Consider the following 22636-nt stretch of genomic DNA (forward strand, 5'->3'; position numbering starts at 1 on the left):
TGCTTTTATGGATTTTTACTAAATTGGTAGAAACGCTCAGTACACCTTACGACCTGTACCCGTATACATACAGTACAACTGATCAGGAGGGATAAAAATAACGGGGCGGCAATGACCTATCGAAAAGGAGGCAGAACACATTACACATATTACCGTCATTTTGACCCTGATTTCTTTCTTTGTGACCATTATTTTTATATTTTGGAGACCCGGGGGATTAAATGAAGCCGTTCCGGCGTCGCTGGGCGCCATTCTCGTTTTGTTATGCGGAACCGTTTCCTTTCATGATTTGGGGGATATAGGGTCAAAAGTCACCGGAGCATCAATAACCATTATCTCCACAATGATAATGGCGATCGCGCTGGAAAGCTTCGGTTTTTTTAACTGGGCGGCGGCCAAACTGCTTCACCGCGCCAAGGGATCAGGCATCCGGCTTTTTTGGCTGACCAACCTGCTCTGTTTTTCAATGACGCTCTTTCTGAATAATGACGGCAGCGTCTTAATCACCACTCCTATTTTACTATTGGTCTTACAATATCTCGGACTTAAAAGACATCAGAAAACACCGTATTTAATAAGCGGCGCATTAATTGCGACGGCGGCAAGCACCCCGATCGGCGTCAGTAATATCGTCAATTTAATTTCTCTCAAAATGATAGGCATGGACCTTTATTTGTACACCAATATGATGTTTATCCCCGGCACGCTGGGACTGGTGTTTATGGCCTTTCTGCTGTTTGCCGTTTTCTACCGCCGTTTGCCGAAACAGCTCCCCGATATTCCGGTTCATTTTGAATCGCTGGAACACAAACGATATCATCCGCTTCAGCCTCCGCCAGACTTGTCCCAAAAAAACAGCCGTACGAACATCATGTTTTGTGTTTTGGTATTTGTATTGTTTGTCCGGATCAGTCTGTTTGCAGCTTCTTACAACGGCATATCCGTTTCGCTCGTGGCTGTCATCAGTTCAGTCATCCTGCTTTGCTGGAGATGGTTTTATTTAAAAATCGGACCGGCGGACTTATTAAGGAAAGCGCCTTGGCATATCTTTATTTTTGCCTTCACGATGTACATTATCATTTACGGACTGCATAATATCGGACTGACGGCATTGCTTGTTCAGTCTATTGAGCCTTATGTCTCACAAAGCATTGCCCACGCTGCATCTATTATGGGCATTGCTACATCCGTCCTCTCTAATTTGTTCAATAACCATCCCGCCTTAATGATCAGCACTTTGACATTAACTGAAATGTCCATTGACCCATTAACCGTAAAAATCATTTATCTGGCTAATATTATCGGCAGTGATATCGGATCATTGCTTCTGCCGATCGGGACATTAGCCACACTGATCTGGATGCATATCATCAGACAGCACGGCGAAAAAGTTTCTTGGTCAGAATATATCAAAACGACCATTGTCGTTGTCCCTCTCACCGTCGTGTTTACCATTACCGTTTTATATGTTTGGATCAGCTGGATTTACCTTTAGCTATGAAAAAAACTGCCTGCTGTATAAGAGAGGCAGTTTTATCATTTATGGCAGGTGCATGGTTTTTAAATGATTCAATTTCCAAAAGACAGTATCCCCGTCTGCATTGGTCAATTCAAGAATATTATCTGAGACGTCCTGTAACAGCCCCACTTTATTCGGTATATCTCCTAAATCCAGAATAATCAGCTTCCCGACATATCTTTTTAATTGCTCCTCAAAATTCCGGACAAGGGGCACATTAGCGGGAACAACCGGCAGCTCTGAACTGTTTAATGTATACGGCGTCTGCTCATCGGAATAGGGTGTCAGCCATTTCAAATGATGCATCGAGATGAAAAGAGTCTTATAAACCGGAGAGAAGAAAACAAAATAATCATTTAAAACACTTGTCACATACCCATGAATGGAACGGTCTCCCGTAACGAAAATTTCTGTAAATCTGCCTTTTATATGCTGGAGGGTATTCCGGTAAGAAAAGGAATGTTCCTGTTTTTCGGGATGCGGACTTTTTTTTCTTGCGTACGGTTCTTTATTCTCTTCGTCCGGGAGCGTCAATGTCATCCGCTGAAGATGCAGCAGCGGAATATAAAGAAACGTCCGGCCGTCATGAATCACAATGATATCCTGACCGATATCCAAAAGAGTTCCTGAAAATGTCGTATTCCCCGATATCTCAATATCGACTTGTTTATCCAGAAATCTGCTTAATCCAGCCATTTCATTCCCCCTCTCCCGCGTTTACGGACAATCTTTCCGAATCATTTACGGCCGTGTTTCCACCGATAATCTATTGTCCTTAATACAGTGGCGTAGCTATAAGAGTTCTCTTCCTCCCGTTTTGAGGATCGAACGGATCTTGACGATCTTTTCGACTTTTTAGAGGAAGTACGCTGCTCTTCGCGTGATTCTTCTTCATGTGACTTTTCTTCTTCGGCGCTCTCTTTCCCGCCTTTATTCTCGTCGTCTTTATTCTCCTCTTTTTTGGCTGCTCCTTTTGCCCCTTCGCTGATGCTCTTGATATGAAAAGGATAGATCCGCAGCACTTCTTTATCTTTCACAAGAGTGTAGTGGCCGTCGGAATTATCCACAAGTATACCTTCAACGGCTTCAGGACCTCCGCGGTTGATGGATACCCATTTGTGGATCAGGCGTTTAAATATGCCGTGAAAATCATCAGCCATTTCAAATTCCGGGCGCTCCTCCTCCTGGCCGTCCTCTTCTTGTTCCGCGCTGATGCTTTTGACATGGTCGGCGTTAAAATATACGATTCCGTCATCTTCTGTTTCCAGCACGAGAAAATCATCCCCTGTTTCGTGAAGCTTTCCTCTTTTCGATTCCGGACCTCCCTGATTCAATTGCACCGTGCGATTGGTCATCCGGCTGATCAGATCTTGAAAATCATCAGCTTTTTCACATTCTGCCGCTTCGGCCGGCGATACGGTTTCACTCGTATTTTCCGTCACACTTTTCACGTGTTTCCATTGATAATAAACGATTTTATTATCAACCTGAAGAGCGATATAATCCGATTGAATGTCTGCTAATCTCCCTGTCTTGGACTCCGGGCCTCCCCGGTAGACAGTAATTACTTTTCCTTCCATCGCATGCAAAAAGTTGTCATCAGACCGATGCCGCTTCGTATTGCGTTTCATCTATTGTCCTCCTAGTCATTTTTCTCATAATGTAAAAAGCATAATGCATATATACGTATCACGATTATTTTCGGGAACTGATTCACCAGCCTATTTGTAAAAAATCTTTCTTCATTTCCAAATCAGATATTCCACCGCTCTAACTCACTGCTGATGAAGGCGGACCGCTCCTTAATGTATTCGCAAATCACATCAGGCTCCCGGTCAAAGCAATCAATCTCCTCTTTCTTATAAGGATCCTTTGCGACATGCGGCCTGATCTGCTCATACAGTGACATGACCTTCGGCTTCATATGTTCAATGGTAAACCGGGTCTGAAGCGTTTCTTCCAAAAGCTGTTTGTACGCTTTGCGGAAATACGGTTCATCCAGAAGCCTTGCAGTCAAGGTATTAAACCCTTGTATTCTGACATAATCGGCGTCCATCCGATCACCGTGAATGTCTCTTCCCCACGTCGCATCGTAATCCCACGGAATGACTTCAAAAAGTCCCGTTTCATGATTCCGGTACAAAGCGTAATTATGAACAAATCCATCGTAGTTTGAGGTAAACACGATGCCCGCAAGCCACCGCAAATACTTATCGGCGTCCAAGTGTTTGACGATCTCCCCCTTGAACTCTGACTTCGGAACGGTATTAATTTTATAGATCATGTCCTGCAAGTATAAATCGTCTTCTTTCGTTCCCGTTTTCTTTTCATAACCAAGTTCGAGCGATGTTTTCGTATCCCGCTCCAGATCACTGACAAGGGAGAAATTGGCGTCGTCATCAACCGCGTAAAAAACAGCCCCGTCCGCCAAATTCCGTTTCGCCAGAAAATATTCATCCACTGACTCCAGCTCAAGATACACCCCCTCATGTCTGCCATTGATTTGCAGGGTTACGAAATTCGCCTTTGGTGACAGCGTCCCAAGCTCCGCGAAGAAATCGAGAGACAGCTTATTCCGCATCATCGACGGATCTTTGTATTCAGCGTTTAAATGTATCTCTTTCGCCCTGCGAAATGTTTTCGGCGAATAAAAAGCGATGTGATACGATTTTTTCTTAAAATCTCTTATATGAGAGCCGCGGTACGCCAGATCAATGTCAAGCCGTTTTTGATTCACTCTCAGCACCGCGGGCACCGGATCATCATCCCAAATGTCTTTTTTCAGCTCCATTAAGTCTTTCGGGTGAATAAACAGCTGGTATAGAGGCAATGTTGATTGGTCTTTCATCAGTAACCCTCCCTGTATTAATTTAGGCTGTGCTATTTATATAAAACTCAGCGAATCACACATACACTTTTTTCATTCATGCGTACTATGTGGTAGTAAGGATCGCATCCTTAAAACATATATCATGAGGAGGTTTCAAAATGGGCCACTATTCCCATTCTGATATCGAAGAAGCAGTAAAGTCCGCAAGCACCGAGGGATTGGAAGATTATTTGTACCAAGAACCAAAAAGCAGTAAGAAGAGAAAATCTCGCAGCCATAAAAAATCCCGTTCTCACAAAAAATCTCGCAGTCATAAAAAATCGTGCCGCTCTCACAAAAAATCTCGCAGCCATAAAAAATCGTGCCGCTCTCACAAAAAATCTCGCAGCCATAAAAAATCCCGTTCTCACAAAAAATCTCGCAGTCATAAAAAATCCCGTTCTCACAAAAAATCTCGCAGCCATAAAAAATCGCGACGCTCTCACAAAAAATCTCGCAGCCGTAAAAAATCTTGCCGTTCTCACAAAAAATCTCGCAGCCACAAAAAATCATGCCGCCGCAAGAAAAAACGCACGCAGAAAAAACCTTACCGTCCTCATAAAAAAGACCCTTGCAAAAAAGACGATTACTGCAGCAAAACAGAGTACTGGAAAGACGGGAACATCTGGGTTGTAAAGAAAAACTACAAGTAACGCCATTTGTAAATAGGCTGCCGGCTAAACGGAAGCCTTTTTCCTCAATCAGATATATGCCACGTGATAAGATATGCAGCCGGTTTTCTTTTGTTGTGTTTCCGAATTTTCTTTCTGTATAATCAGGTCATACGATAAAGAAAGGCGGCCGAAATCATGCATATCTTACGAGCAGACGAACTGAACGCAAAAGACACCTACAAATTGCTTTCGGGCACAGTCGTTCCCCGGCCGATCGCATTTGTCACGACGCGGTCATCCATCAATGGCGCCGTAAACGCGGCGCCCTTCAGTTTCTATAACGTTGTCTCCGCAGAACCGCCGCTTCTGGCCATCTCTGTCAGCCGCGCGGACGGACGGCAGAAAGACACCGCGAGAAACGCAATCGCTCATCGGGAATTCGTGGTGCACGTCAGTGATGAGTCCATTATTGAAGACATTAACAAAACGGCGGCAAGGCTTGATCCTGATGTCAGTGAACTTGGCATGACAGACCTTTCTGTGACAGACAGCGCCTGCATCAGCGTTCCCGGTATAAAAGAAGCAAAAGTCAGGTTTGAATGTATACTCGAACGCCATCTTCCGTTTCAAAATGACAGCGGAGAAACGACGACAGACCTCATCATCGGCAGAGTCGTTTGTTTTCATTTGAATGACCAAGTATATGACGCCGATAAAGGCTACATACGGACAGATGAGCTGAAGCCTGCGGCAAGGCTCGCGGGGAATGAATACGTCAGACTCGGGAAGACATATACGCTTGTCCGCCCGACCTGAAGCAGGAACCATTATAATAGAAGAAACTAGTCAAAAAGACCCCTTTCGAAAGGGGTCTTTTTTGAGTCTTTTACCATTAAACTCAGCCTAATGTCTTATAGAATGCTGAAACTTACAAGGCCCTCACCCGTATGAAACGAGTGACACATTTTTAGGAGGAGACGATGGATTTCATTCAGTTACTGATTTTTTCAGCCGTATTTATTTTGCTCAGCCTTATGTTTCAAGTATTTGCCGTCAAAGTTCTTCATTTTCCAAAGGCTGTTAAAAAGCAGAAGCCGATAAACGGCACACATCGATTAATCGAAATCACACTGCTTATTACGGGCATCGCAGCGGTGACTTTTTTCAATGAAATGTACGTATTTGCGGGAGTTGTTTTCATGCTATTTTGCTGCAGCGGCTTAATGGAATGGCGGCACCGGCGGGAGGAAAAGCAATATGTGTACGATTCGTTTTACGCAGGTCTTTCTGCCGCTCTTGGCGTGCTTATTTTTTTCATCAGTTAGCGTATCATGCTCTATACTCCTGCGGCCGCTCCGTCGCCGCGCGGGTCGGCCCCGCCTTGGAGAAAGCCTTCTTCATCAATGACGATCGCTGCCGCATGGCCCATAAGCCCGTCAAAATCACCAACGGTCTCGACGCGGTGGCCGCTCTGCCTTAGGGCTTCTCTCGTTTCAGGGCTGATTCTGCTTTCAACCCTCAGCCCTTCATACTCCTCTCCCCATGTCCGCCCCCAGACCCAGCGCGGCTCATTGATCGCCTGCTGCGGGTCCATTTTGTAATCAATGATGCGCGTAATCATCGCTGTCTGAGTTTGCGGCTGGCCCTCTCCTCCCTGGGTTCCGTACAGGATGTGCGGCTTTCCTTCTTTACAGGCCATCGCCGGCATGAGGGTGTGGAACGTCCGCTTGCCGGGTTCAAGTGTATTGACATGGGATTCATCCAGCGAAAAAAATGACCCGCGGTTTTGCAGCAGAATGCCCGTCTCCCCCGCCGTAACGGCTGACCCGAATTCAAAATAAAGGCTCTGTATAAAGGAAACGGCATTTCCTTCCGCATCTCTGACGGCGGCATAAGCAGTGTCGCTTCCGACCGGACGGCTTAGCGCCGGCGCAGCCGTGTCACCGATTTCTTCCGCCAGCTGCTTTGCATACCGTTTATCAAGCAGCCGATCCAGCGGAATATGAGAAAATGCCGGATCAGTCAGCACTTCATTCCGGTGCTGAAAACTCTTTTTCAGCGCCTCGATCAGCAGATGATAATAGTCAAAGGAGCCGTGTTCAATCTGAGAAAAATCATAGTTTTCCAATATATTGAGCGTCATTAAGCCTGTAAAGCCCTGTGAATTCGGCGGAGCCTGATAGATGCGGTATCCGCGGTAATCAGAGGATACCGGGTTCGTCCACTCGCCGCGGTGGGCTTTAAAGTCATCAAGTGTCAGACGGCTGCCGTTGTTTTGCAGAAAGGATGTGATGCTTTGAGCGAGGTCTCCTTCATAAAAAGCGCTTCTGCCTTTCTCGGCAAGCTGCTCCAAGCTGTCCGCCAAATCCTTTTGGACAAACCGTTCACCGGGCCTGGGCGCTTTTTTGTTTCTCGTAAAAATGGCCGAGGTGTAAGGCGTCGAGGCTAAAAGAGCGAGATTGCGTTCTGTGTGGGCGCACTGGTCGGCGGACACCGGGAATCCGTTTGCCGCATAATCAAGAGCAGGCTTCAGCACCTCAGCGAGCGAAAGACGCCCGTACGCCGAAAGCACGGCATCCCAGCTGTCCGCCATTCCCGGAACGGTAATGGCGCTTTCTGGCCCGCGCAGAGGGATCGCTTCTCTGCCCCGATACAAGTCTCTCGTCACATGCTTCCCTGAACGGCCGCTCCCGTTATAAGCTTTGATTCGTCCCGTTTCTTTATGGTAAGTGAGCCAAAATGAATCCCCGCCAAGACCCGTCATATGCGGATACACGACTGCCAGGCAGGCGCTGACCGCCACTGCCGCGTCAAACGCGTTTCCGCCCTTTTCCAGAATGCCGGCCCCCGCCTGAGAAGCAAGATAATGCGGACTGACGACCATTTGTTTCGTTCCGATGGTTGAAGTATTCATGGCAAGCCCCTTTACAAATTTTCCTAAGTATAAAAAGCGGCTTCACCGGTATCCACTTTCCTGAAAGAAAAGCTCACACACTATTTACTTTCCGATAAGAAATAACCCTAAGTTATTACGCAACGAAAACAATAAAAAAATTTCTCCTTCATACCGTAACTTTTCATGATACAATAATATCCACCAAATGAAGGAAGGTGAAGCCGGTTGGAACATGAGTACAGCATTCCGAATCTTGTCCTTGATGAAACGGATAAACAGATTCTCTCAATTTTGCACGAGGAAGGGAGGATTTCCTATACAGACTTAGGAAAGCGGGTTAACCTGTCGCGAGTGGCGGTTCAGCACCGCATTCAGCATTTACTGGATGCCGGTGTGATTGAAAAATTCACCGCTGTCATCAACCCGGCGAAAATCGGCCGTCATGTGTCCGTGTTTTTTAATGTGGAGGTGGAGCCGCAGTATTTGGAGGAAACCGCATTAAAGCTTGAAAAGGAGCCGGCGGTGACAAGCCTTTATCATATGACCGGACCGAGCAAGCTGCATATGCACGGCATTTTCGCAAATGATCAGGAGATGGAAGAGTTTTTGACAAAACGGCTCTATACGCAAAAAGGCGTCGTCAGCGTCGACTGCCAAATGCTGATTAAACGGTATAAAAGCAGAACGGGCATGAAGCTGTAAGGAGGACATAGCCATGAAACATCCCTATTGGGACATTACGGCGGCGATGGTCCGAACGGGCATTCTCGGATTCGGAGGCGGCCCGTCGGTGATCCCGCTCATCCGCCATGAAGCCGTCAATAAATACAAATGGATAGATGATGATGAATTCGGAGAAATATTAGCGATCGCTAATGCGCTTCCCGGACCGATTGCCACAAAAATGGCTGCGTATCTGGGCTTCAAGCTGAAAGGCACGTTAGGCGCAATCGCGGCAACCCTTGCACATATTCTGCCTACATGTCTCGCTATGGCGGGCTTGTTTGCGGCTGTCAATGTCTTAAGCCGCTCAGCAATCGTTGCCGGCATGATTGGCGCCGTAACACCGGTGATCGCCGTCATGCTCGGCATCATGGCGTACGAGTTTGGCCAAAAAGCGCTTAAAGGTTTCGGCTGGGTCACGGGCATCCTGTTTTTTATCATCGCTTTTATCGGCCTGCAAACGTTACAGATCAATCCCGGCTTTGTCATTATCATTTTCTTGGCATACGGCGCGTTTCATTTTAAATTAAAGGACAAAATCACAAAGAAACGTTCAAAAGATAAAGGAATGCCGGCCTCATGATCTTGATTTATGTATTTATGGCGTTTTTTGTCGCAAACGTACTCGGATATGGAGGCGGACCGGCGTCGATCCCGCTAATGTTTGAAGAAGTCGTCAACAGATACAGCTGGCTCTCAAACGATCAATTCTCAAATATGCTCGCACTTGCGAACGCATTGCCGGGCCCGATCGCAACCAAAATCGCGGCGTATGTCGGCTACAGCGCAGGCGGATGGCCCGGATTCCTGATTGCGCTGATCGCCACCGTCGTACCGTCGGCGCTCGCATTGATCGTCCTCTTGCGCATCATTCAGCGCTTCCGCCAATCCCCCGTCATCAAAGGTATGACGCTGTCCGTCCAGCCTGCCATCGCCGTCATGATGCTCATTCTTACCTGGCAAATCGGCGCAGACGGCATCAAAGCGATCGGCTGGGTTCAAGCGATAGTGATTGCGGGGATTTCCCTCCTTGTCTTGACAAAATTCAAGATGCATCCGGCCTTTCTGATTATCGCGGCGTTTTTGTATGGAGGGCTTGTGATTCCTCATTTATAAAGAAAAGCACCTGGACAGGTGCTTTTTTATTTTGGCCCCACAATGCCGTTTGATATGACAACAGATTCATCGCCTGCATCACTCTTGATGATTTGCTTGACTTGCAGCGTTGCGCCTGCCATTCTCACAAATTGCTGAACCTGAGGCGAATTGGTTTCAGCCTGTATCCAAACAGAAGTCGGCGCTTTCCAAGCTAGAAAGAGTGCAAGAATCAACATACCAGAGATAACCAGCAGCAGCTTCATATCGCATCACTCCTTTTCAATAAACGGCTCGCAGCGGACAGCGCCTGTTGATCATGAAGAATATCACCGGGACGATTGCCTTCTCCCAACACATAGCCTTTAAAGGACATCCCCATAAAATCAAAAATATGTTCAAATTGCTGAATCAGCGGCAGCCCTTTTAGTTTAGGGTTGTCTCCGCCCACTGCTGTTACATATGCCTGCTTCGCTGACATTTGCTGTTTAAAATCAGGAAACCTCGGATCTCTCAGCGTCTGTGACCAGCGATCAATAAACAGCTTTAATGTCCCTGACATGCCAAACCAATAAATTGGGGTGGCGAATACAAGAATATCGCACGGTAATATCAGCTCAATGATAGAATCGTAGTCATCTTGAACAGGACGAAAGCCGCCTTGGGCGTGACGCAGATCTTCAATTGGCCGGATCCGATATTTCCGCAAATGAATGTGCTCCGCATCGAATCCTTGAACAGCCTTCTCCGCAAGAATATCCGTATTTCCGCCAGGCCTCGTTCCGCCATGAATAACCGCAATGTTCATGATGCATCTGCTCCTTTGTTTACGAATGATTTTCTTCATCATATAATGGATTCATCAATCAATACAGATAATTATTTCGATTGTTTCAATCGATAAAACCGATTTAGAAAGGGCGAGATCAAATGGAATTGAAGCAGCTGATCACCTTTATTACCGCAGCAGAACATGTAAACTTCACCCTAACCGCCAAGATGCTTAACTACGCACAATCAAGCGTTACCTCTCAGATCAAATCACTGGAAGAAGAAATCGGGACTCCTTTATTTGAACGGCTGGGCAAGCGGCTTTTCCTGACAGAAGCCGGCAAAACGTTCAAATCCTATGCGGAGAAGATCATTGCGTTAACAGAAGAAGCAAAAATGGCCGCAAATCAAGCAAGAGAAACAACCGGAACCTTGAAAATCGGCGCGACGGAAAGCCAGTGCACATACCGCCTTCCGCCTATCATAAAAGAATTCAAACAGGCTTTTCCTCAAGTAAAGCTTATATTCAAACCGTATATTTCCAACGAACAAGCGAAAGAACAGCTCTTGCAGGGCCAGCTGGATATCACTTTCATTTTGGATGTGAATCGGTCGGAAGACGCACTGCACGTTGAATCTCTGATTCAGGATGAAATCAAAATGGTAGCCGCCAATGACCATCCTTTTCCAGCAGACTCACCAGCAACATTGAAGGATCTTCAAAATGAAACCCTTCTGCTGACAGAGGACGGCTGTTCATATCGCACGCTCTTTGAGAACACTTTACATGACGCCGGAGTCTACCCTAATAAATTAGAATTCGTCAGCATAGAAGCCATCAAACAATGCGTGATGGCCGGACTCGGAATCGGACTATTGCCTGAAATGACAGTAAAAGACGATATTGCCGAAGGACGGATGAAAGAACTCAACTGGCAGAATGAATGCCCCGTTTTTACTCAACTAGCATGGCATAAGGACAAGTGGATGTCTGCGCCATTAAAGGCATTTATCGATTTGACGCGAAAAACATTCAAATAAAAACCTGCTGCAAGGACGACAAGGTTTTTTAAAGCAGACACCAGGCATACAAAAAAACACTTGGTGGCTTAGAGCTCCAAGTGTTTCATGTGATTTTTCCGATAAAACGTTCGCAAAACATGCGTTTCAAGGTCAGCCAGACGGACAGGGATCGGCAGCCTGCTTTCTCGATTGATCATTTTCATTGTGATCTGATAGCTGCTTTCTAAATCAATGTTATGTCCGCAAGACAAGAAGATAGGCTTCACGTCCCGCCGTGTCCGAAGCGCCCGGCCATATACCTCGCCGTCAATGAGAATATCGGTGTAGGCGCCTACTTCATTTTCAGGCATCTCAAAATCGCAGCCTTTGATTTTGAGATAGGTTTTCCGCAATCCCAATCGTCGGCTTCCCCAGAAAAAAAGCCGCATGGGTGGCAACGCCCATATGATTGTAATGCAGATACCCGTTGCCATCAAACAAAAACACATCCGGCTCCGTCTCCAGCTTTTTGGCCGCTTCGATGATCAGCGGCAGCTCGCGAAACGCAAGAAAACCGGACACATACGGCACGCTGATTTTCCCCATGCTGTGCACTTTTTCAATCACTTCTGTTGTATCAGCGTCAATCACGATGATACTGCACACCCCGTACGGTTCCCCGTCCTGCTCCCAATAGGCGAGGTCGACGCCTGCGCAAGTATTGACGGAGTCTGGATGGATGACGGGGGATAGGTTGATTTTATGTATAAGAGATTGTTGAGTTCGAATAAAATCCGATTCATCTTTTTGTTCAAAATCGTGAATTTGATGTATTTTCATTTCACTTGTTTTCCTCGTTTCATTTCTAAAATCGTCTTTTCAATTCAAGTTCTTCATTTCGATATACAACGCAATAAAACTTCCATAAGGATAATCTCCATCCCAGCCCCATGGAAAATAGCCCGCTTTATAAATTTTGAAAAGTTTTTCAAAAAAATTGTCTGTTTTCCCGTTTACTGCTCTATTTATTGCACAATTATTTAGATCTGCTACGATCTCTTCAAGAAAAGTATTAAATTCAGTCGTAGCACTTCTGACATTTTCCGAAAAAATTTTCAGAAGCATGTCTAGGTTTTGTGGTTTTTGATCATCGTTTAGTTCATAAAATTTTCCCCATACCTCACTCATCTCGTTTTCTTTTATATCTTTCCACGCATATTCATCTTCACCAATTACATCTTCGTAAACATAGTACTTAGCTTTTTCTTCATCATTAATAATTTTAGTAAAATAAGAGATTTCATGTGATGCAACTGCTTTAAAGGTTTTGGAAAAATCAATAACTTCTTTTACCTGATTATGATAATGTCCGTATTTCATTACTTTATACACCTTTCCTAAGTACAACCGTAGGGTTACCAACTCTCCGGTAACCGGAACGCAGCCTAAAGCCAAATAAATTATTCGGAATTCACAAAACAGAAAACAACAATTCACCTATGAAAAAACCTTGAAAGGCTTCAGCAGCCATCAAGTTTATTTAATTCTTCTAGCCATTCCCTCTTATAAGTCTAATCCTCAATTAAATCAAGATAATATTTATCATTTTTCATAAGCTCTATTAAAAACTCTTCTAATGAATCTGCAATTTTTATATCATCGTAATATATTGAATTGTTTTGTTCATTGCCTAATGCAATTAACAATAAAGCACTTTCATTTGCTTCAAAAAAAATCAATTTATCTTCTTCAAGTTCCTCATAAACTTCTATATCTGGATAAAACTCCCCTGCTTCAATTAGAGATGCAAGATTAAAAGTTAATGACTTGTCCAAGAATGCGATTAATATTATATTCTGATTTTTTCAGAAAGCCGTAACCAACCTCTAGAAGAAACTGTCTCAAATCATAAGGTAACCTTAAACCTAACTTATTTTCTACTTCTAAGATTTCATTCTCACTTACTTGATAAAATGTATTTTCTTTGTAAGTTTTAATAAAATCATATTTCACAATTATTTACCTCCTTTGAGTGAGAGTTTTTCTCCTGTGACGGGTTCATAGCCCAACAGACATTTAAGTCATCTTAAACAGAAAATAACAATTCATTTGTAAAAAACCTTGAAAGGCTTCACTAGCCAATCAAGGTCAATTAATTCTTCTAACTATCCCATTTTTAAGTCTAATCCTCAATTAAATCAATATAATATTCATTATCATTGAGGAACTTTTTAAAAAAATCCTCTAAAGATTCAGCTATTTGAGTGTCAAAATAAAATATTGGATTATTTTCCAATCGTAAATCTATAGAAATATAAACACCCTCGTTTACTTCAAAAAAAATAAGTTTATTTTCATCATCATAAAGTTCATCTAAATCTGGGTCAAACTCAAAAATTCCTTCTCTTAGTCTAATGTCGGCTACTGCCCCTGGCCCCAATATCCTATTAATTGCATTATCACTTTCACCTTTAATAAAACCATAACCGACTTCTAAATATAATTGTTTTAAATCATTTGGAATATCTACGTTCATTCTTTGTTCAGCTTTTAATATATCCTCTTCAGGTACCTTATATGTTTTATTTTCTAAATGATTTATAAATTCAAATTCAGCCATGAACTATTTTTACCTCCTTGGAAAAAGTTTTCCTGATGGTGCTCCCTTTCCATGTATACCCGCTTGGTGTTCATCCGGATATTTTGCCGGATGAATATTCCACCATTCGTGAGGGCCACCAAAGTTGTTCTCTATGATATGATGGGCATCGTACGGTTGACCAATACTTCGGGCAACTTCTCCATGCTTATCAAAAACCTCTTCTGTATATCTAGGCCACTTTTGATTGGTTTTTTCTTCCCATTCTGCAATCAATCTATCTTTCAAACTTGATGTGAATTTGCTCCTATGCTTAGCTGTTTCTTTTGGTGTTAATTTCTCATAGTTATTATTTCTTAAAGCTTCTTTTATATGGTCGATCTGCTCTTTACAAACCTTTCGTCCAGTTTTGGCTTCTATATCTCTGAGATATGCTTTCGCTAAGTCTTTATTTAGTTCACCAGTAGCTTTAGTGCCTTCACTATGAACGTCTGTTTTTTGCCTCTCAACTTTCAGCACCTTAGGCTCTTCTACATGATCTGCTTTCGGTTTTTTCGCAAATTTTCCATCGCTTGTGCGAAACACTTTCGACGAGGCATCATAGAATACCTTCCCTGTTTGTGTAATATAGTGAATATGGTCTTTAGCAACTTGTTTTAGGTAATTAACTGGATACTGTGCGACTTTCTTGACAGCTTCTTTATTAATCAAACTCTCAGTATAGTGGCTGCTTTTAGCATATGCGTATGCTGGCTGATTTCGGAATGTTCCCATCAGCTGTTTCGCAAAAAGTACGGTTTCACCAGCTGATTCTATCACCGATAAAGATCGTTTTTTAACTGATTGATAGGTTTGATGAGCTACTTTTTTCACATGGGTCGGATTCACGACATGTCGTATATCTGATAGTTTCACTTTAACTGTCGAACCTTTATCCACATTTCGATACATTGATACACTATGATCAACCGATTTGGCCAGACTGCCCGCTCCAACCAAACTCAGCGCAGCTTCCAGTGCCCCTTGCTTCCGCTTTTCCTCAGACACTTTGTTTCCGAACATATCCCGGCCTGTGACGGCTTCTGTGAATCCGTTTGAGGCGACAAGACCGTATGCGCCCATTTCTGTCATTTTGAGAATGTCTAAGGATTTTCCGGTTTTATAGGCATCTAAAGCATGTTCTGCGGCAATGACGGTTTTTCCGGTTTTGTAAATGGCTTTTCCGCCTTTGAAAGCGCGGCCCGCCCAGCCGACGACCGGTATGAATCCGGCGGCGGCCATCGCTCCTGCTGTGACGCGTTCTGCGGTGGAGAGTTTTTCTTCTGTGACAAGTTGTATTCAAAAGTTGATACAAGTTATTTATGTATCAACTTCCATCCATTTTATTTGCACTTGCTCTTTAATTTTAACTTCTTGATATTTCAAACTATAGCCACCTTCAGCTTGGACTCCTAAGTCAAGACAAAGTTTCAAATCCTGTAACGTTCCCCCGTTTTTTGCGGATAACGTGTTCGTAACGTAAATCTGTTAAATGCACTTTACGATGACCTCAAAACTTAATACACCCTTTTTTCTTCTACTATCATCATACAATGCTCACACCCATTACAATCTATAAAAATTAACACTTAGCGCTCTTTAAAATTTTTTCACGTTAAACCACAAAAAAGCACTTGTTGCCTTTCGTAGACAATCAAGCGCTTTAAGTTCATATATTTTTAAGTACCATTAAATTTATAAGTTTTTGGTTACAGTATGACACCTTTTATATGTCGTGACGACTACTACGTTAAAACTTACGAGTTTGTCCGAGTTCGTTAGTTTCATATACATTCCATGTATTTATATTCATCACCCAGTAAAAAGTGATCTCGCCTAAGCTCGTACTTCGTTTTCTATTCTATCATTGCACACAGTACTCCATGATGGTACAACTATCAATGAGTTTTTACTTTTAGCAACCTATTTTAAATTGCAACATCCTGATAACCTACTTCAATTATTTTTTCATTTAATAGACGAATCCCTAATCCATTTTCTGTATCCCATGAACAGTTAAATGTAATTCCAATATCTCGTCCTTCAAAAATATCCGCATATGGAATAACAATTCCATCTAAAGTTATCATTTCTAGTGTTTGTTCAGGCGTTTCAATTAATGGGTAATTTTTCATTTAATTCAATATCATAACCCAGTTCATGTCGCTTCTGTTTGTAATAGTCTAATATTGATTGCAATAATTTTGGCTGTAAATCCTCCCAATTCTGCATTAATGCTTGATATGTCATATACTGTTCATCAAACTCTCCATCTTCTTCACCATCTATCATCAAAGAGATCTCAGATTCTTTTCCAAAAAAACGAATAATGGTATCCTTAACCCAACCATACTCATATTCAAGTTCACCAAAAATTGGATCGTTTATAGGTATTTTATATCTCCTCTTTTTGTTTATTAGCAAACCCCCCAGGTTTAAAAGCTCCTGCGTTTATTTCTCCTACACCACCAAGGTGTCCGAATTCACTATTAATTTTTGTTGGCACAAGTTGCATTGTTTTAACATCATTTAATTCATGCCATGTTAATTTATTTTTTTCTCGATATTTTTTATATCTCTTGCACTAATTTTACCAGATTCCATCCCAAATTGACTTGCTAACTCAGGTGAGCCATTAATTTGGTCAGCTGATTTTTGATCTGATTGAACAAAATTAGCTCGTCTGGCTTTCCCCCCATAAGTTCCTTTTCCTCCAAGCATATAGTTGATTTCAACTTGTGCTTTTGCTATTGGTGAAAAATCAGGAACTCCATTTTTATATTGAAACCTTTTATACCAACCTCATCTAATATTCTTTTCAATTTAGGGTCTGGTGAAGGTTTAAGCGTACTTAAAGATTCTCCTCTAATTCCTTCAAATTGAATCTTTGGATTGATCTGTGCAGGTGTTTGATTCATACGATAGGGCATACATTTTAAAGTTATTTGTACGCACTCTATAATTTGGTAAAAACATCATATAAGGCTTATAAGGATCACCTCTACTCTCTAAATAGAAAACAGTTTATTCGGCACTCACCCCCACTAAAAAAGCCTTAAAAGAAAATAAAAATCTTTTAAGGCTTTTCATTACTAGAGGTTATTGATTTTGTCTTTATAAACTTTTAAAATTGTTGTGTTTAAATCACTGATTTCTGAGAAATGCCATTCAAACGTCGTTAGAATTCTATGAAGTTCAAATAACATTTTCTCTATTTCATCACCATCGTTCTTATCCAATGAACCAAAATTGTTTAATATAATATCTAAATCTCTAGTTAACACCCTAAAATCCTCAAGGTTCTCGTACTGTTCATCTAAATCTTCTTTATTTATAATATTAATACTTGAATTAAGTTTATCTAGTATGTCCAATATTCCTTCTAACTTTTTATCCATATCAATTCCTCCACTGTTATTTCCACCCCTTAACTACTCGTCCAAGTGCTTTCTTAGTCTTGTCAGGGTTTAAAGTACCATCTAAATTCAATACGTATTTCACATTTCCCGTCTTATCTATTACTTCTAAATGGTCTTTGTGTAATGCGTCAAGATAAACTCCATAACCCTTTTTCAGATATTGGTTATCAGTTTTCTTTTCCACCTTATAAATTGATTGTCCATCGTACTTTACTTTTGATTTTGATAAGGAATTACTTATTTTTTTTCCAAATTCCATATCAAAAAACTCATTCATATTTGAAACAGGTTTAACAATACCCTTAATACCTTTACCACTACTCGCCATCTTCACAATCCCAAGTTCTTTAACAGCCGTCTTTTCCACATCGACACGGACTGTTGGGAATCCGTACGTAAAGCCGTTCGCTGTTACTGGGCGTTCTGCGTATACACGGACGTTTGTCGGGACTTTGAATTGTTTTACTTTTTCTAGTGTTTTGTTAGCTTTTTGGACTTTCGAATGGGTTGCAAGCGGTATGCCTTTGTTTACATGCTTCGCCAATGCACCGGCTCCAACCAAACTCAGCGCAGCTTCCAGTGCCCCTTGCTTCCGCTTTTCCTCAGACACTTTGTTTCCGAACATATCCCGGCCTGTGACGGCTTCTGAGAATCCGTTTGAGGCGACGAGGCCGTATGCGCCCATTTCTGTCATTTTGAGAATGTCTAAGGATTTTCCGGTTTTATAGGCATCTAAAGCATGTTCTGCGGCAATGACGGTTTTTCCGGTTTTGTAAATGGCTTTTCCGCCTTTGAAAGCGCGGCCCGCCCAGCCGACGACCGGTATGAATCCGGCGGCGGCCATCGCTCCTGCTGTGACGCGTTCTGCGGTGGAGAGTTTTTCGCCGGTCACCGGATCAACGCCTTCGGCTGCTCTTTTATAATCATAATAGCCGGTGACTTCGCCGGTAAAGTTGCAGATGCCGTCCCATGTTTTTTCGTACCATGGTTTATTGGCTTCTTCTTCAGCCTTTTCCTGAAGCCGTCTTGCTTCGGCCTGCTGGGCTTTTGCGTCAATATAGTCCGTGCCCTGTTTTTCTGTCGCCATGACGCTTTTGTAGATTTCATTGCTGTGGAAGGCTTTTTTGTCATAGTACATAGGGGAGGCGCTTTTCCCGTTGCTGGTGGCCTGCATGAGAACGGAATATTTGCTGAGCACTGCGTTGTCCAGAGATTCTAAGTTTTGATATTCAGCGGTCAGGGATTCATCAAGCGTATCGACTGCCGTGATCGTGTCGCGTCTGGTTTTCTGGGCATCACCCATTTTATCTGCGTAATCATCCAGCGTATATGTATCGAGATGAATAATATCACTGATGCCAGACAAAATCGAATCGATTTCTGCTTTATGAGCGGAGACAATCTCTGAAGCTCTCAAATCCGCATTGGGCAGCTCATGCTCTAAAAATGAAGTCTCCGCATATGAATCACTGAGCTCTTGATCTTTAATGTCACCTGAAATGCCATTTAAAAACGCAATTTGAGCAGAGACAAGCGTCAGCCAGCTGTCGGCGATTTCCGCTTGTCCCTGAAAAAAATCTTTTATATTGTCTGCGCCTTTCCCTTTCAAAGCATCACCCAGATCGGCCACGCCTTGAAAGGCTTGTTTGAGCGCACGCAGCTGTTCTTCAAGGGCTTCGTATTGTTTCTTTCTCTTATCTGCTTCGTCCGTTAACGATTGTGATTCAAACACTTTGCTCATCGGCAAGTCCTTTCTTTCGTTATTTTACGGCGATCGCCTCGTCCTGTTCCTTCAAAGAATCTACGTTGTCTTTAACGTCCGCGATATTCTTATGAACGGCCTGCTTGTATTCGCTGATCATCGATACAAGCTTTGCCTCGCGGGATTGGTATTTGGAGGTATAGTCGAGCTTGTTTTTTCCGTTTGAACCGGCGTTCCCGATAGAAACGGCCTCCAAAGCGCTGCTGACGGATTCAAGCTGCTTCATGACGGCTCCGTATTTGAGTTTTATTTCTGCCATTAAAACCAACTCCAGCTTTTTTTGATTGATTGTATTTTTTCTCCGACCGTGTCAAGGGCTTCTTCTCCCAGCGTCAGCAGGTGCTCTGCCTCTCTCGCGATGCTTCTGGCGGCAAGGAGCCCTCCTTTTTCAATTTCAAGCTGTGTCATCTTTAAGCCGATTCTGTAAATATAACCGTCGTATTTGTCTGTGACGATTCTGTATGCTTCTGTATGGGCCTGATCGCGCCGGTCATCAAATTCTTCAGCAAAAGTGCCGGTCCAATGATGATCCAGGTGCGGCCTGAGGATGTCCCTGATTTCAGACACGCCCTCTTCCTGCAGAGATTCTATCTCTCTTTTCGCTTCTTTTAATTTATCAATTTGGTGTTCGATCTCGCCCAGTTTATGGCTGATGGTGCTGTTAATATGGCTTAATGTGCTTGAATGGCTCATCTGTTTTCACCTCGTCTTACGCAAAAAGTCGTACAAAAAGCACAGACTTTTCCATACTATATTTCCATATATTATATTTTAAAATAGACAGAAAGCAGCTTAAATAGGTTAAATGACTTATTTTCAGCAGCCGAGATGCTCATCATTAACGCCAAAAGACTCACACAAACGGCATATCCATTCATTGATCTCATCTATGTATCCATGATAAATTCCCTAAAAAAAAAGAGACAGTGATTAACCGTCTCCTTTGCCTTGTATCATGATTCTAATAATGTCGTTAACTGCAGTCCCAGTTGTACAAAACGTTTGAGAAATCTTTTTTCTTCAAATCTTCCGGTCTGATAAAGAAATTGGCGATTCCCACATCTCCCCACATCGAATCAATGTCATCATCTGAATCAATTTGCAAGAGCAGAATCGTATGGTTTTGATGGGAATAAGACCGCGGATCTTCCTGGGTGAAGGACGCATAGCCGCCGATTTTATGGCCGAATGCGTTCACCGTATATTCGTCATACACCTCATCGTCAAACTGCTCGAAATAGTCGAAGGCATCCATCCCGGCATATTGCCTGAATTGAAAATCAGACGGGAGCACCCATTCAGCAGACAGCTCAGGGGTGATCAGCGCTTCGGATTGAATCGGAAAATCGTACTCCTCTTCAACCTGAACGAAAGAAAAATCATCCATGAGCTCCTCTTCCCGATCTGTCACGTGCTCAAAATATTTGACGCAGAAACCCGTTTGCGCGCACCCGTCGTCAAAATTCAAACCGTATACGTCATCACTGACCGATATGTAAAACTGAAGAATGCCGGTGTCCGGAAAATCAGGTAGTCCGGGCATATCCGCAAAATTGATTTGGGCGAGAAGCTTCATCGGCCTGCCGCTTTCATCTTCAGGGTATGGTTCATGTTTCGGAAAATAGGGGTCTCCGGCAATTTTACTGTCATACCGTCCCGTTTCAGCTTTTTTGACGTGCAGTTTGATAAAGGGCCGTGCTGACGTTTCCAGCAGACTGCGGGATGATTCCATTTGCTTCGGCAATTTCCATGTGTTTTCCACGATTAATATCTCCTTCGTCTCTAATGATTGTATGATAAAAGGCCGGTGCGGACCGCCGGCCTTTCAAGTGACAGAATCAGTCTGAGGCACGACGGCTCTTCTTCCGATTGAGATATATTCCACGCCGGCCTGTTCCGCTTCCTCAAGCGAGTGGCAGTTTCTCCCGTCGAAAATAACCGGGGTTTCCATCAGCTCTTTGTACGCTTCAAGCGGGAAGTGTTTAATTTGTTCCCAATCTGTCAGAATCAGGACGGCATCCGCTCCCCTGACGGCTTCTTCTATGGACTCCCGATAGGAAACCGCAGCCGGAAGCAGCCCGGAAGCCCGGAATGAAGCGATCGGATCGTACGCTGTCATCCGGGCGTCAAGAGCCGCCAGACGATCCGCAATGACAATGGACGGGGCATCCCGCATATCATCTGTATTCGGCTTAAAAGACAGCCCTAATAACGCGATGGTTTTCCCCGTCACACCGCCCAGCCTGTTCAGCACTTTATCAACCAGCATGGACTGCTGGTTATTGTTGACTTTAATGACGGACTTCAGCAATTCAAAATCATGCTCCACATGTCCCGCGATCTGCACGAGGGCGTTTGTATCCTTCGGAAAACAGGAACCGCCGTAACCGATGCCGGCTCTTAAGAATTGATTGCCGATCCGTTTATCCAATCCCATTCCGTGTGCGACTGATTCCACATCCGCACCGACTTTTTCACATATATGAGAAATTTCATTAATAAAACTGATTTTTGCCGCTAAAAATGCGTTTGACGCATATTTGATCATCTCAGCGCTTCTGATGTCCGTATGATATACCGGAATCGCAAGCGGCGCGAAAACCCGGTCAAGCGTTTCCCGCGTCTGCCGGTCTTCAGCCCCGATCACGATGCGGTCGCCGTGAAAGGTATCGTGAATCGCCGAACCTTCACGGAGAAATTCCGGATTCGAAGCGATTGAAATGTTCACGTCCGCTCTCAGCCGTGAATGAATAACTTCGCTGATTCTGTCATTCGTTCCCACGGGAACCGTGCTTTTTGTCACGACGATCGCATCTTTAGAAATATGTTCGGCAATCTGTTCGGCGACATTTTCAATATAAGTAAGGTTTGCGTGCCCGTCTTCTTTTTGCGGCGTTCCGACCGCTATAAAAATAACGTCCGCTTCCGCAAGCCCTTTTTCGTAGCTCGTTTCAAATGCCAGCCGATGCCGGCCGATATTTCGTTTCATCATATCTTCAAGGCCCGGTTCAAAGATAGGGGACAATCCCTTTCTCATCTGCTCAACCTTACGTTCGTCAATATCTATGCATGTTACGTCGTGGCCGATTTCTGAAAGAGACACTCCTGTCACAAGACCGACGTAGCCTGTTCCGATCACTGTTATTTTCATCGTGTTCCCCCAACCGTTTAGAAATTGCTGCTGGGCAGCTTACCGCTATTATCATATGATCCCGGCCCCGGCGGAATGCCGGGAGCCTGAGGTCATGATAGGAAAAAACGGCGCCGGCCGCTGATAATAGCATAAGCATAAAAGAATCATCTTGCAAAACAGCCGCTTACGCTTCAT

The 22636-nt window shown here is 43.6% G+C and carries 22 protein-coding genes and 5 pseudogenes; 8 read left to right on the plus strand and 19 right to left on the minus strand.

The features are described 5' to 3' along the window. Positions 1–160 precede the first annotated feature (160 nt). Complete coding sequence (locus L3V45_RS17125; RefSeq protein WP_109567533.1) at positions 161–1495, plus strand: arsenic transporter; 1335 nt, start codon at positions 161–163, stop codon at positions 1493–1495. Positions 1496–1540: 45 nt separating this feature from the next. On the opposite strand, the gene L3V45_RS17130 is transcribed toward L3V45_RS17125, so the two are convergent. The 3 genes from L3V45_RS17130 to L3V45_RS17140 all read right to left on the minus strand — a co-directional run bounded on the left by L3V45_RS17130 (position 1541) and on the right by L3V45_RS17140 (position 4367). Then, positions 1541–2215 (minus strand): hypothetical protein, encoded by a 675-nt coding sequence (locus L3V45_RS17130; protein ID WP_014305963.1) that lies wholly within the window; start codon positions 2213–2215, stop codon positions 1541–1543. A gap of 41 nt (positions 2216–2256) precedes the next feature. Continuing rightward, a complete protein-coding gene (locus L3V45_RS17135; protein ID WP_003151310.1) occupies positions 2257–3150 on the minus strand; it encodes a hypothetical protein in 894 nt (297 codons plus the stop codon). Positions 3151–3272: 122 nt separating this feature from the next. After that, entirely contained in the window at positions 3273–4367 is a 1095-nt protein-coding gene (locus L3V45_RS17140; protein WP_024085889.1) for a CotH kinase family protein, read from the minus strand. Positions 4368–4507: 140 nt separating this feature from the next. Between L3V45_RS17140 and cotG the strand changes: the two genes are divergently transcribed. From cotG to L3V45_RS17155, 3 genes are all read left to right on the plus strand, one after another. After that, positions 4508–5041: a CotG/ExsB N-terminal domain-containing protein gene (gene cotG / locus L3V45_RS17145; protein WP_003151306.1), complete on the plus strand. Its 534-nt coding sequence runs from the start codon at positions 4508–4510 to the stop codon at positions 5039–5041. 156 nt (positions 5042–5197) lie between these two features. Continuing rightward, positions 5198–5818 carry a flavin reductase family protein gene (locus L3V45_RS17150; RefSeq protein WP_003151304.1) on the plus strand — a complete coding sequence of 207 codons (621 nt, stop codon included), beginning with the start codon at positions 5198–5200 and terminating at the stop codon, positions 5816–5818. Between the two features lie 164 nt (positions 5819–5982). Beyond that, positions 5983–6327, plus strand: a complete 345-nt coding sequence (locus L3V45_RS17155) for a DUF4181 domain-containing protein (protein WP_025853574.1) — start codon at positions 5983–5985, stop codon at positions 6325–6327. An 11-nt stretch (positions 6328–6338) separates the two neighbouring features. Here the strand turns inward: L3V45_RS17155 and ggt are convergent, their stop codons facing one another. Then, positions 6339–7916, minus strand: a complete 1578-nt coding sequence (gene ggt / locus L3V45_RS17160; protein WP_164691685.1) for a gamma-glutamyltransferase — start codon at positions 7914–7916, stop codon at positions 6339–6341. A gap of 207 nt (positions 7917–8123) precedes the next feature. Here ggt and L3V45_RS17165 point away from each other — a divergent pair, with 207 nt between their 5' ends. The 3 genes from L3V45_RS17165 to chrA are packed head-to-tail and all read left to right on the plus strand — an operon-like array spanning position 8124 to position 9737. Next, the gene (locus L3V45_RS17165; protein ID WP_003151298.1) at positions 8124–8600 is read left to right on the plus strand and encodes a chromate efflux transcriptional regulator ChrS; all 477 of its coding nucleotides are present in this window, start codon (positions 8124–8126) and stop codon (positions 8598–8600) included. A 13-nt stretch (positions 8601–8613) separates the two neighbouring features. Beyond that, positions 8614–9204 (plus strand): chromate efflux transporter subunit ChrB, encoded by a 591-nt coding sequence (gene chrB / locus L3V45_RS17170; protein WP_003151297.1) that lies wholly within the window; start codon positions 8614–8616, stop codon positions 9202–9204. Then, positions 9201–9737, plus strand: coding sequence for a chromate resistance efflux protein ChrA (gene chrA, locus L3V45_RS17175; RefSeq protein ID WP_117614704.1), 537 nt, complete (start codon positions 9201–9203; stop codon positions 9735–9737). The genes chrB and chrA overlap by 4 nt, the downstream gene beginning before the upstream one ends. 26 nt (positions 9738–9763) lie before the next feature. Here chrA and L3V45_RS17180 read toward each other — a convergent pair whose 3' ends face one another. Further along, positions 9764–9982: a hypothetical protein gene (locus tag L3V45_RS17180; RefSeq protein WP_014305970.1), complete on the minus strand. Its 219-nt coding sequence runs from the start codon at positions 9980–9982 to the stop codon at positions 9764–9766. Continuing rightward, positions 9979–10524, minus strand: coding sequence for a flavodoxin family protein (locus tag L3V45_RS17185; RefSeq protein ID WP_015387599.1), 546 nt, complete (start codon positions 10522–10524; stop codon positions 9979–9981). Before L3V45_RS17185 ends, L3V45_RS17180 begins: the two co-directional genes overlap by 4 nt. Positions 10525–10646: 122 nt before the next feature. Between L3V45_RS17185 and L3V45_RS17190 the strand changes: the two genes are divergently transcribed. Then, entirely contained in the window at positions 10647–11528 is an 882-nt protein-coding gene (locus L3V45_RS17190) for a LysR family transcriptional regulator (protein WP_003151293.1), read from the plus strand. Between the two features lie 68 nt (positions 11529–11596). On the opposite strand, the pseudogene L3V45_RS17195 reads toward L3V45_RS17190, so the two are convergent. The 13 genes and pseudogenes from L3V45_RS17195 to L3V45_RS17255 form a co-directional block, all read right to left on the minus strand. Beyond that, positions 11597–12329 (minus strand): annotated as a pseudogene (locus tag L3V45_RS17195) (endonuclease V). A 39-nt stretch (positions 12330–12368) separates the two neighbouring features. Further along, positions 12369–12869: a hypothetical protein gene (locus tag L3V45_RS17200; RefSeq protein ID WP_052586809.1), complete on the minus strand. Its 501-nt coding sequence runs from the start codon at positions 12867–12869 to the stop codon at positions 12369–12371. A gap of 191 nt (positions 12870–13060) precedes the next feature. Continuing rightward, positions 13061–13502: pseudogene (locus L3V45_RS19690) on the minus strand (SMI1/KNR4 family protein). 169 nt (positions 13503–13671) lie between these two features. Next, positions 13672–14109, minus strand: coding sequence for an SMI1/KNR4 family protein (locus L3V45_RS17210; protein WP_052586811.1), 438 nt, complete (start codon positions 14107–14109; stop codon positions 13672–13674). Between the two features lie 942 nt (positions 14110–15051). Then, positions 15052–15417 (minus strand): annotated as a pseudogene (locus tag L3V45_RS17215) (pre-toxin TG domain-containing protein); the annotation flags it as partial. Between the two features lie 638 nt (positions 15418–16055). After that, positions 16056–16521, minus strand: a pseudogene (locus tag L3V45_RS17220) (DUF6985 domain-containing protein). Position 16522: 1 nt separating this feature from the next. After that, positions 16523–17048 (minus strand): annotated as a pseudogene (locus L3V45_RS17225) (HNH endonuclease); the annotation flags it as partial. 171 nt (positions 17049–17219) lie between these two features. Continuing rightward, positions 17220–17525, minus strand: a complete 306-nt coding sequence (locus tag L3V45_RS17230; protein WP_003151282.1) for a hypothetical protein — start codon at positions 17523–17525, stop codon at positions 17220–17222. A gap of 16 nt (positions 17526–17541) precedes the next feature. Then, complete coding sequence (locus L3V45_RS17235) at positions 17542–19287, minus strand: ribonuclease YeeF family protein (RefSeq protein WP_021734088.1); 1746 nt, start codon at positions 19285–19287, stop codon at positions 17542–17544. Between the two features lie 19 nt (positions 19288–19306). Continuing rightward, a complete protein-coding gene (locus tag L3V45_RS17240; RefSeq protein ID WP_007614257.1) occupies positions 19307–19567 on the minus strand; it encodes a YwqI/YxiC family protein in 261 nt (86 codons plus the stop codon). Next, positions 19567–20001 carry a coiled-coil domain-containing protein gene (locus tag L3V45_RS17245; RefSeq protein WP_003151273.1) on the minus strand — a complete coding sequence of 145 codons (435 nt, stop codon included), beginning with the start codon at positions 19999–20001 and terminating at the stop codon, positions 19567–19569. Before L3V45_RS17245 ends, L3V45_RS17240 begins: the two co-directional genes overlap by 1 nt. Positions 20002–20281: 280 nt before the next feature. Further along, on the minus strand, positions 20282–21070 hold the full coding sequence (locus L3V45_RS17250; protein WP_060387207.1) for a YwqG family protein: 789 nt from the start codon (positions 21068–21070) through the stop codon (positions 20282–20284). A 63-nt stretch (positions 21071–21133) separates the two neighbouring features. Beyond that, positions 21134–22459, minus strand: a complete 1326-nt coding sequence (locus tag L3V45_RS17255; RefSeq protein WP_015387591.1) for a UDP-glucose dehydrogenase family protein — start codon at positions 22457–22459, stop codon at positions 21134–21136. Positions 22460–22636 lie beyond the last annotated feature (177 nt).

It is taken from the genome of Bacillus sp. R45, assembly GCF_021729365.1.
In the GTDB taxonomy this organism is placed as follows: domain Bacteria; phylum Bacillota; class Bacilli; order Bacillales; family Bacillaceae; genus Bacillus; species Bacillus velezensis.

Coding starts and splice junctions, on each gene's coding strand:
- L3V45_RS17130 (WP_014305963.1), bottom strand. CDS start 2,215: ATGGCTGGATTAAGCAGATTTCTGGATAAACAAGTCGATATTGAGATA.
- L3V45_RS17135 (WP_003151310.1), bottom strand. CDS start 3,150: ATGAAACGCAATACGAAGCGGCATCGGTCTGATGACAACTTTTTGCAT.
- L3V45_RS17140 (WP_024085889.1), bottom strand. CDS start 4,367: ATGAAAGACCAATCAACATTGCCTCTATACCAGCTGTTTATTCACCCG.
- cotG (WP_003151306.1), top strand. CDS start 4,508: ATGGGCCACTATTCCCATTCTGATATCGAAGAAGCAGTAAAGTCCGCA.
- L3V45_RS17150 (WP_003151304.1), top strand. CDS start 5,198: ATGCATATCTTACGAGCAGACGAACTGAACGCAAAAGACACCTACAAA.
- L3V45_RS17155 (WP_025853574.1), top strand. CDS start 5,983: ATGGATTTCATTCAGTTACTGATTTTTTCAGCCGTATTTATTTTGCTC.
- ggt (WP_164691685.1), bottom strand. CDS start 7,916: ATGAATACTTCAACCATCGGAACGAAACAAATGGTCGTCAGTCCGCAT.
- chrB (WP_003151297.1), top strand. CDS start 8,614: ATGAAACATCCCTATTGGGACATTACGGCGGCGATGGTCCGAACGGGC.
- chrA (WP_117614704.1), top strand. CDS start 9,201: ATGATCTTGATTTATGTATTTATGGCGTTTTTTGTCGCAAACGTACTC.
- L3V45_RS17180 (WP_014305970.1), bottom strand. CDS start 9,982: ATGAAGCTGCTGCTGGTTATCTCTGGTATGTTGATTCTTGCACTCTTT.
- L3V45_RS17185 (WP_015387599.1), bottom strand. CDS start 10,524: ATGAACATTGCGGTTATTCATGGCGGAACGAGGCCTGGCGGAAATACG.
- L3V45_RS17190 (WP_003151293.1), top strand. CDS start 10,647: ATGGAATTGAAGCAGCTGATCACCTTTATTACCGCAGCAGAACATGTA.
- L3V45_RS17200 (WP_052586809.1), bottom strand. CDS start 12,869: ATGAAATACGGACATTATCATAATCAGGTAAAAGAAGTTATTGATTTT.
- L3V45_RS17210 (WP_052586811.1), bottom strand. CDS start 14,109: ATGGCTGAATTTGAATTTATAAATCATTTAGAAAATAAAACATATAAG.
- L3V45_RS17230 (WP_003151282.1), bottom strand. CDS start 17,525: ATGGATAAAAAGTTAGAAGGAATATTGGACATACTAGATAAACTTAAT.
- L3V45_RS17235 (WP_021734088.1), bottom strand. CDS start 19,287: ATGAGCAAAGTGTTTGAATCACAATCGTTAACGGACGAAGCAGATAAG.
- L3V45_RS17240 (WP_007614257.1), bottom strand. CDS start 19,567: ATGGCAGAAATAAAACTCAAATACGGAGCCGTCATGAAGCAGCTTGAA.
- L3V45_RS17245 (WP_003151273.1), bottom strand. CDS start 20,001: ATGAGCCATTCAAGCACATTAAGCCATATTAACAGCACCATCAGCCAT.
- L3V45_RS17255 (WP_015387591.1), bottom strand. CDS start 22,459: ATGAAAATAACAGTGATCGGAACAGGCTACGTCGGTCTTGTGACAGGA.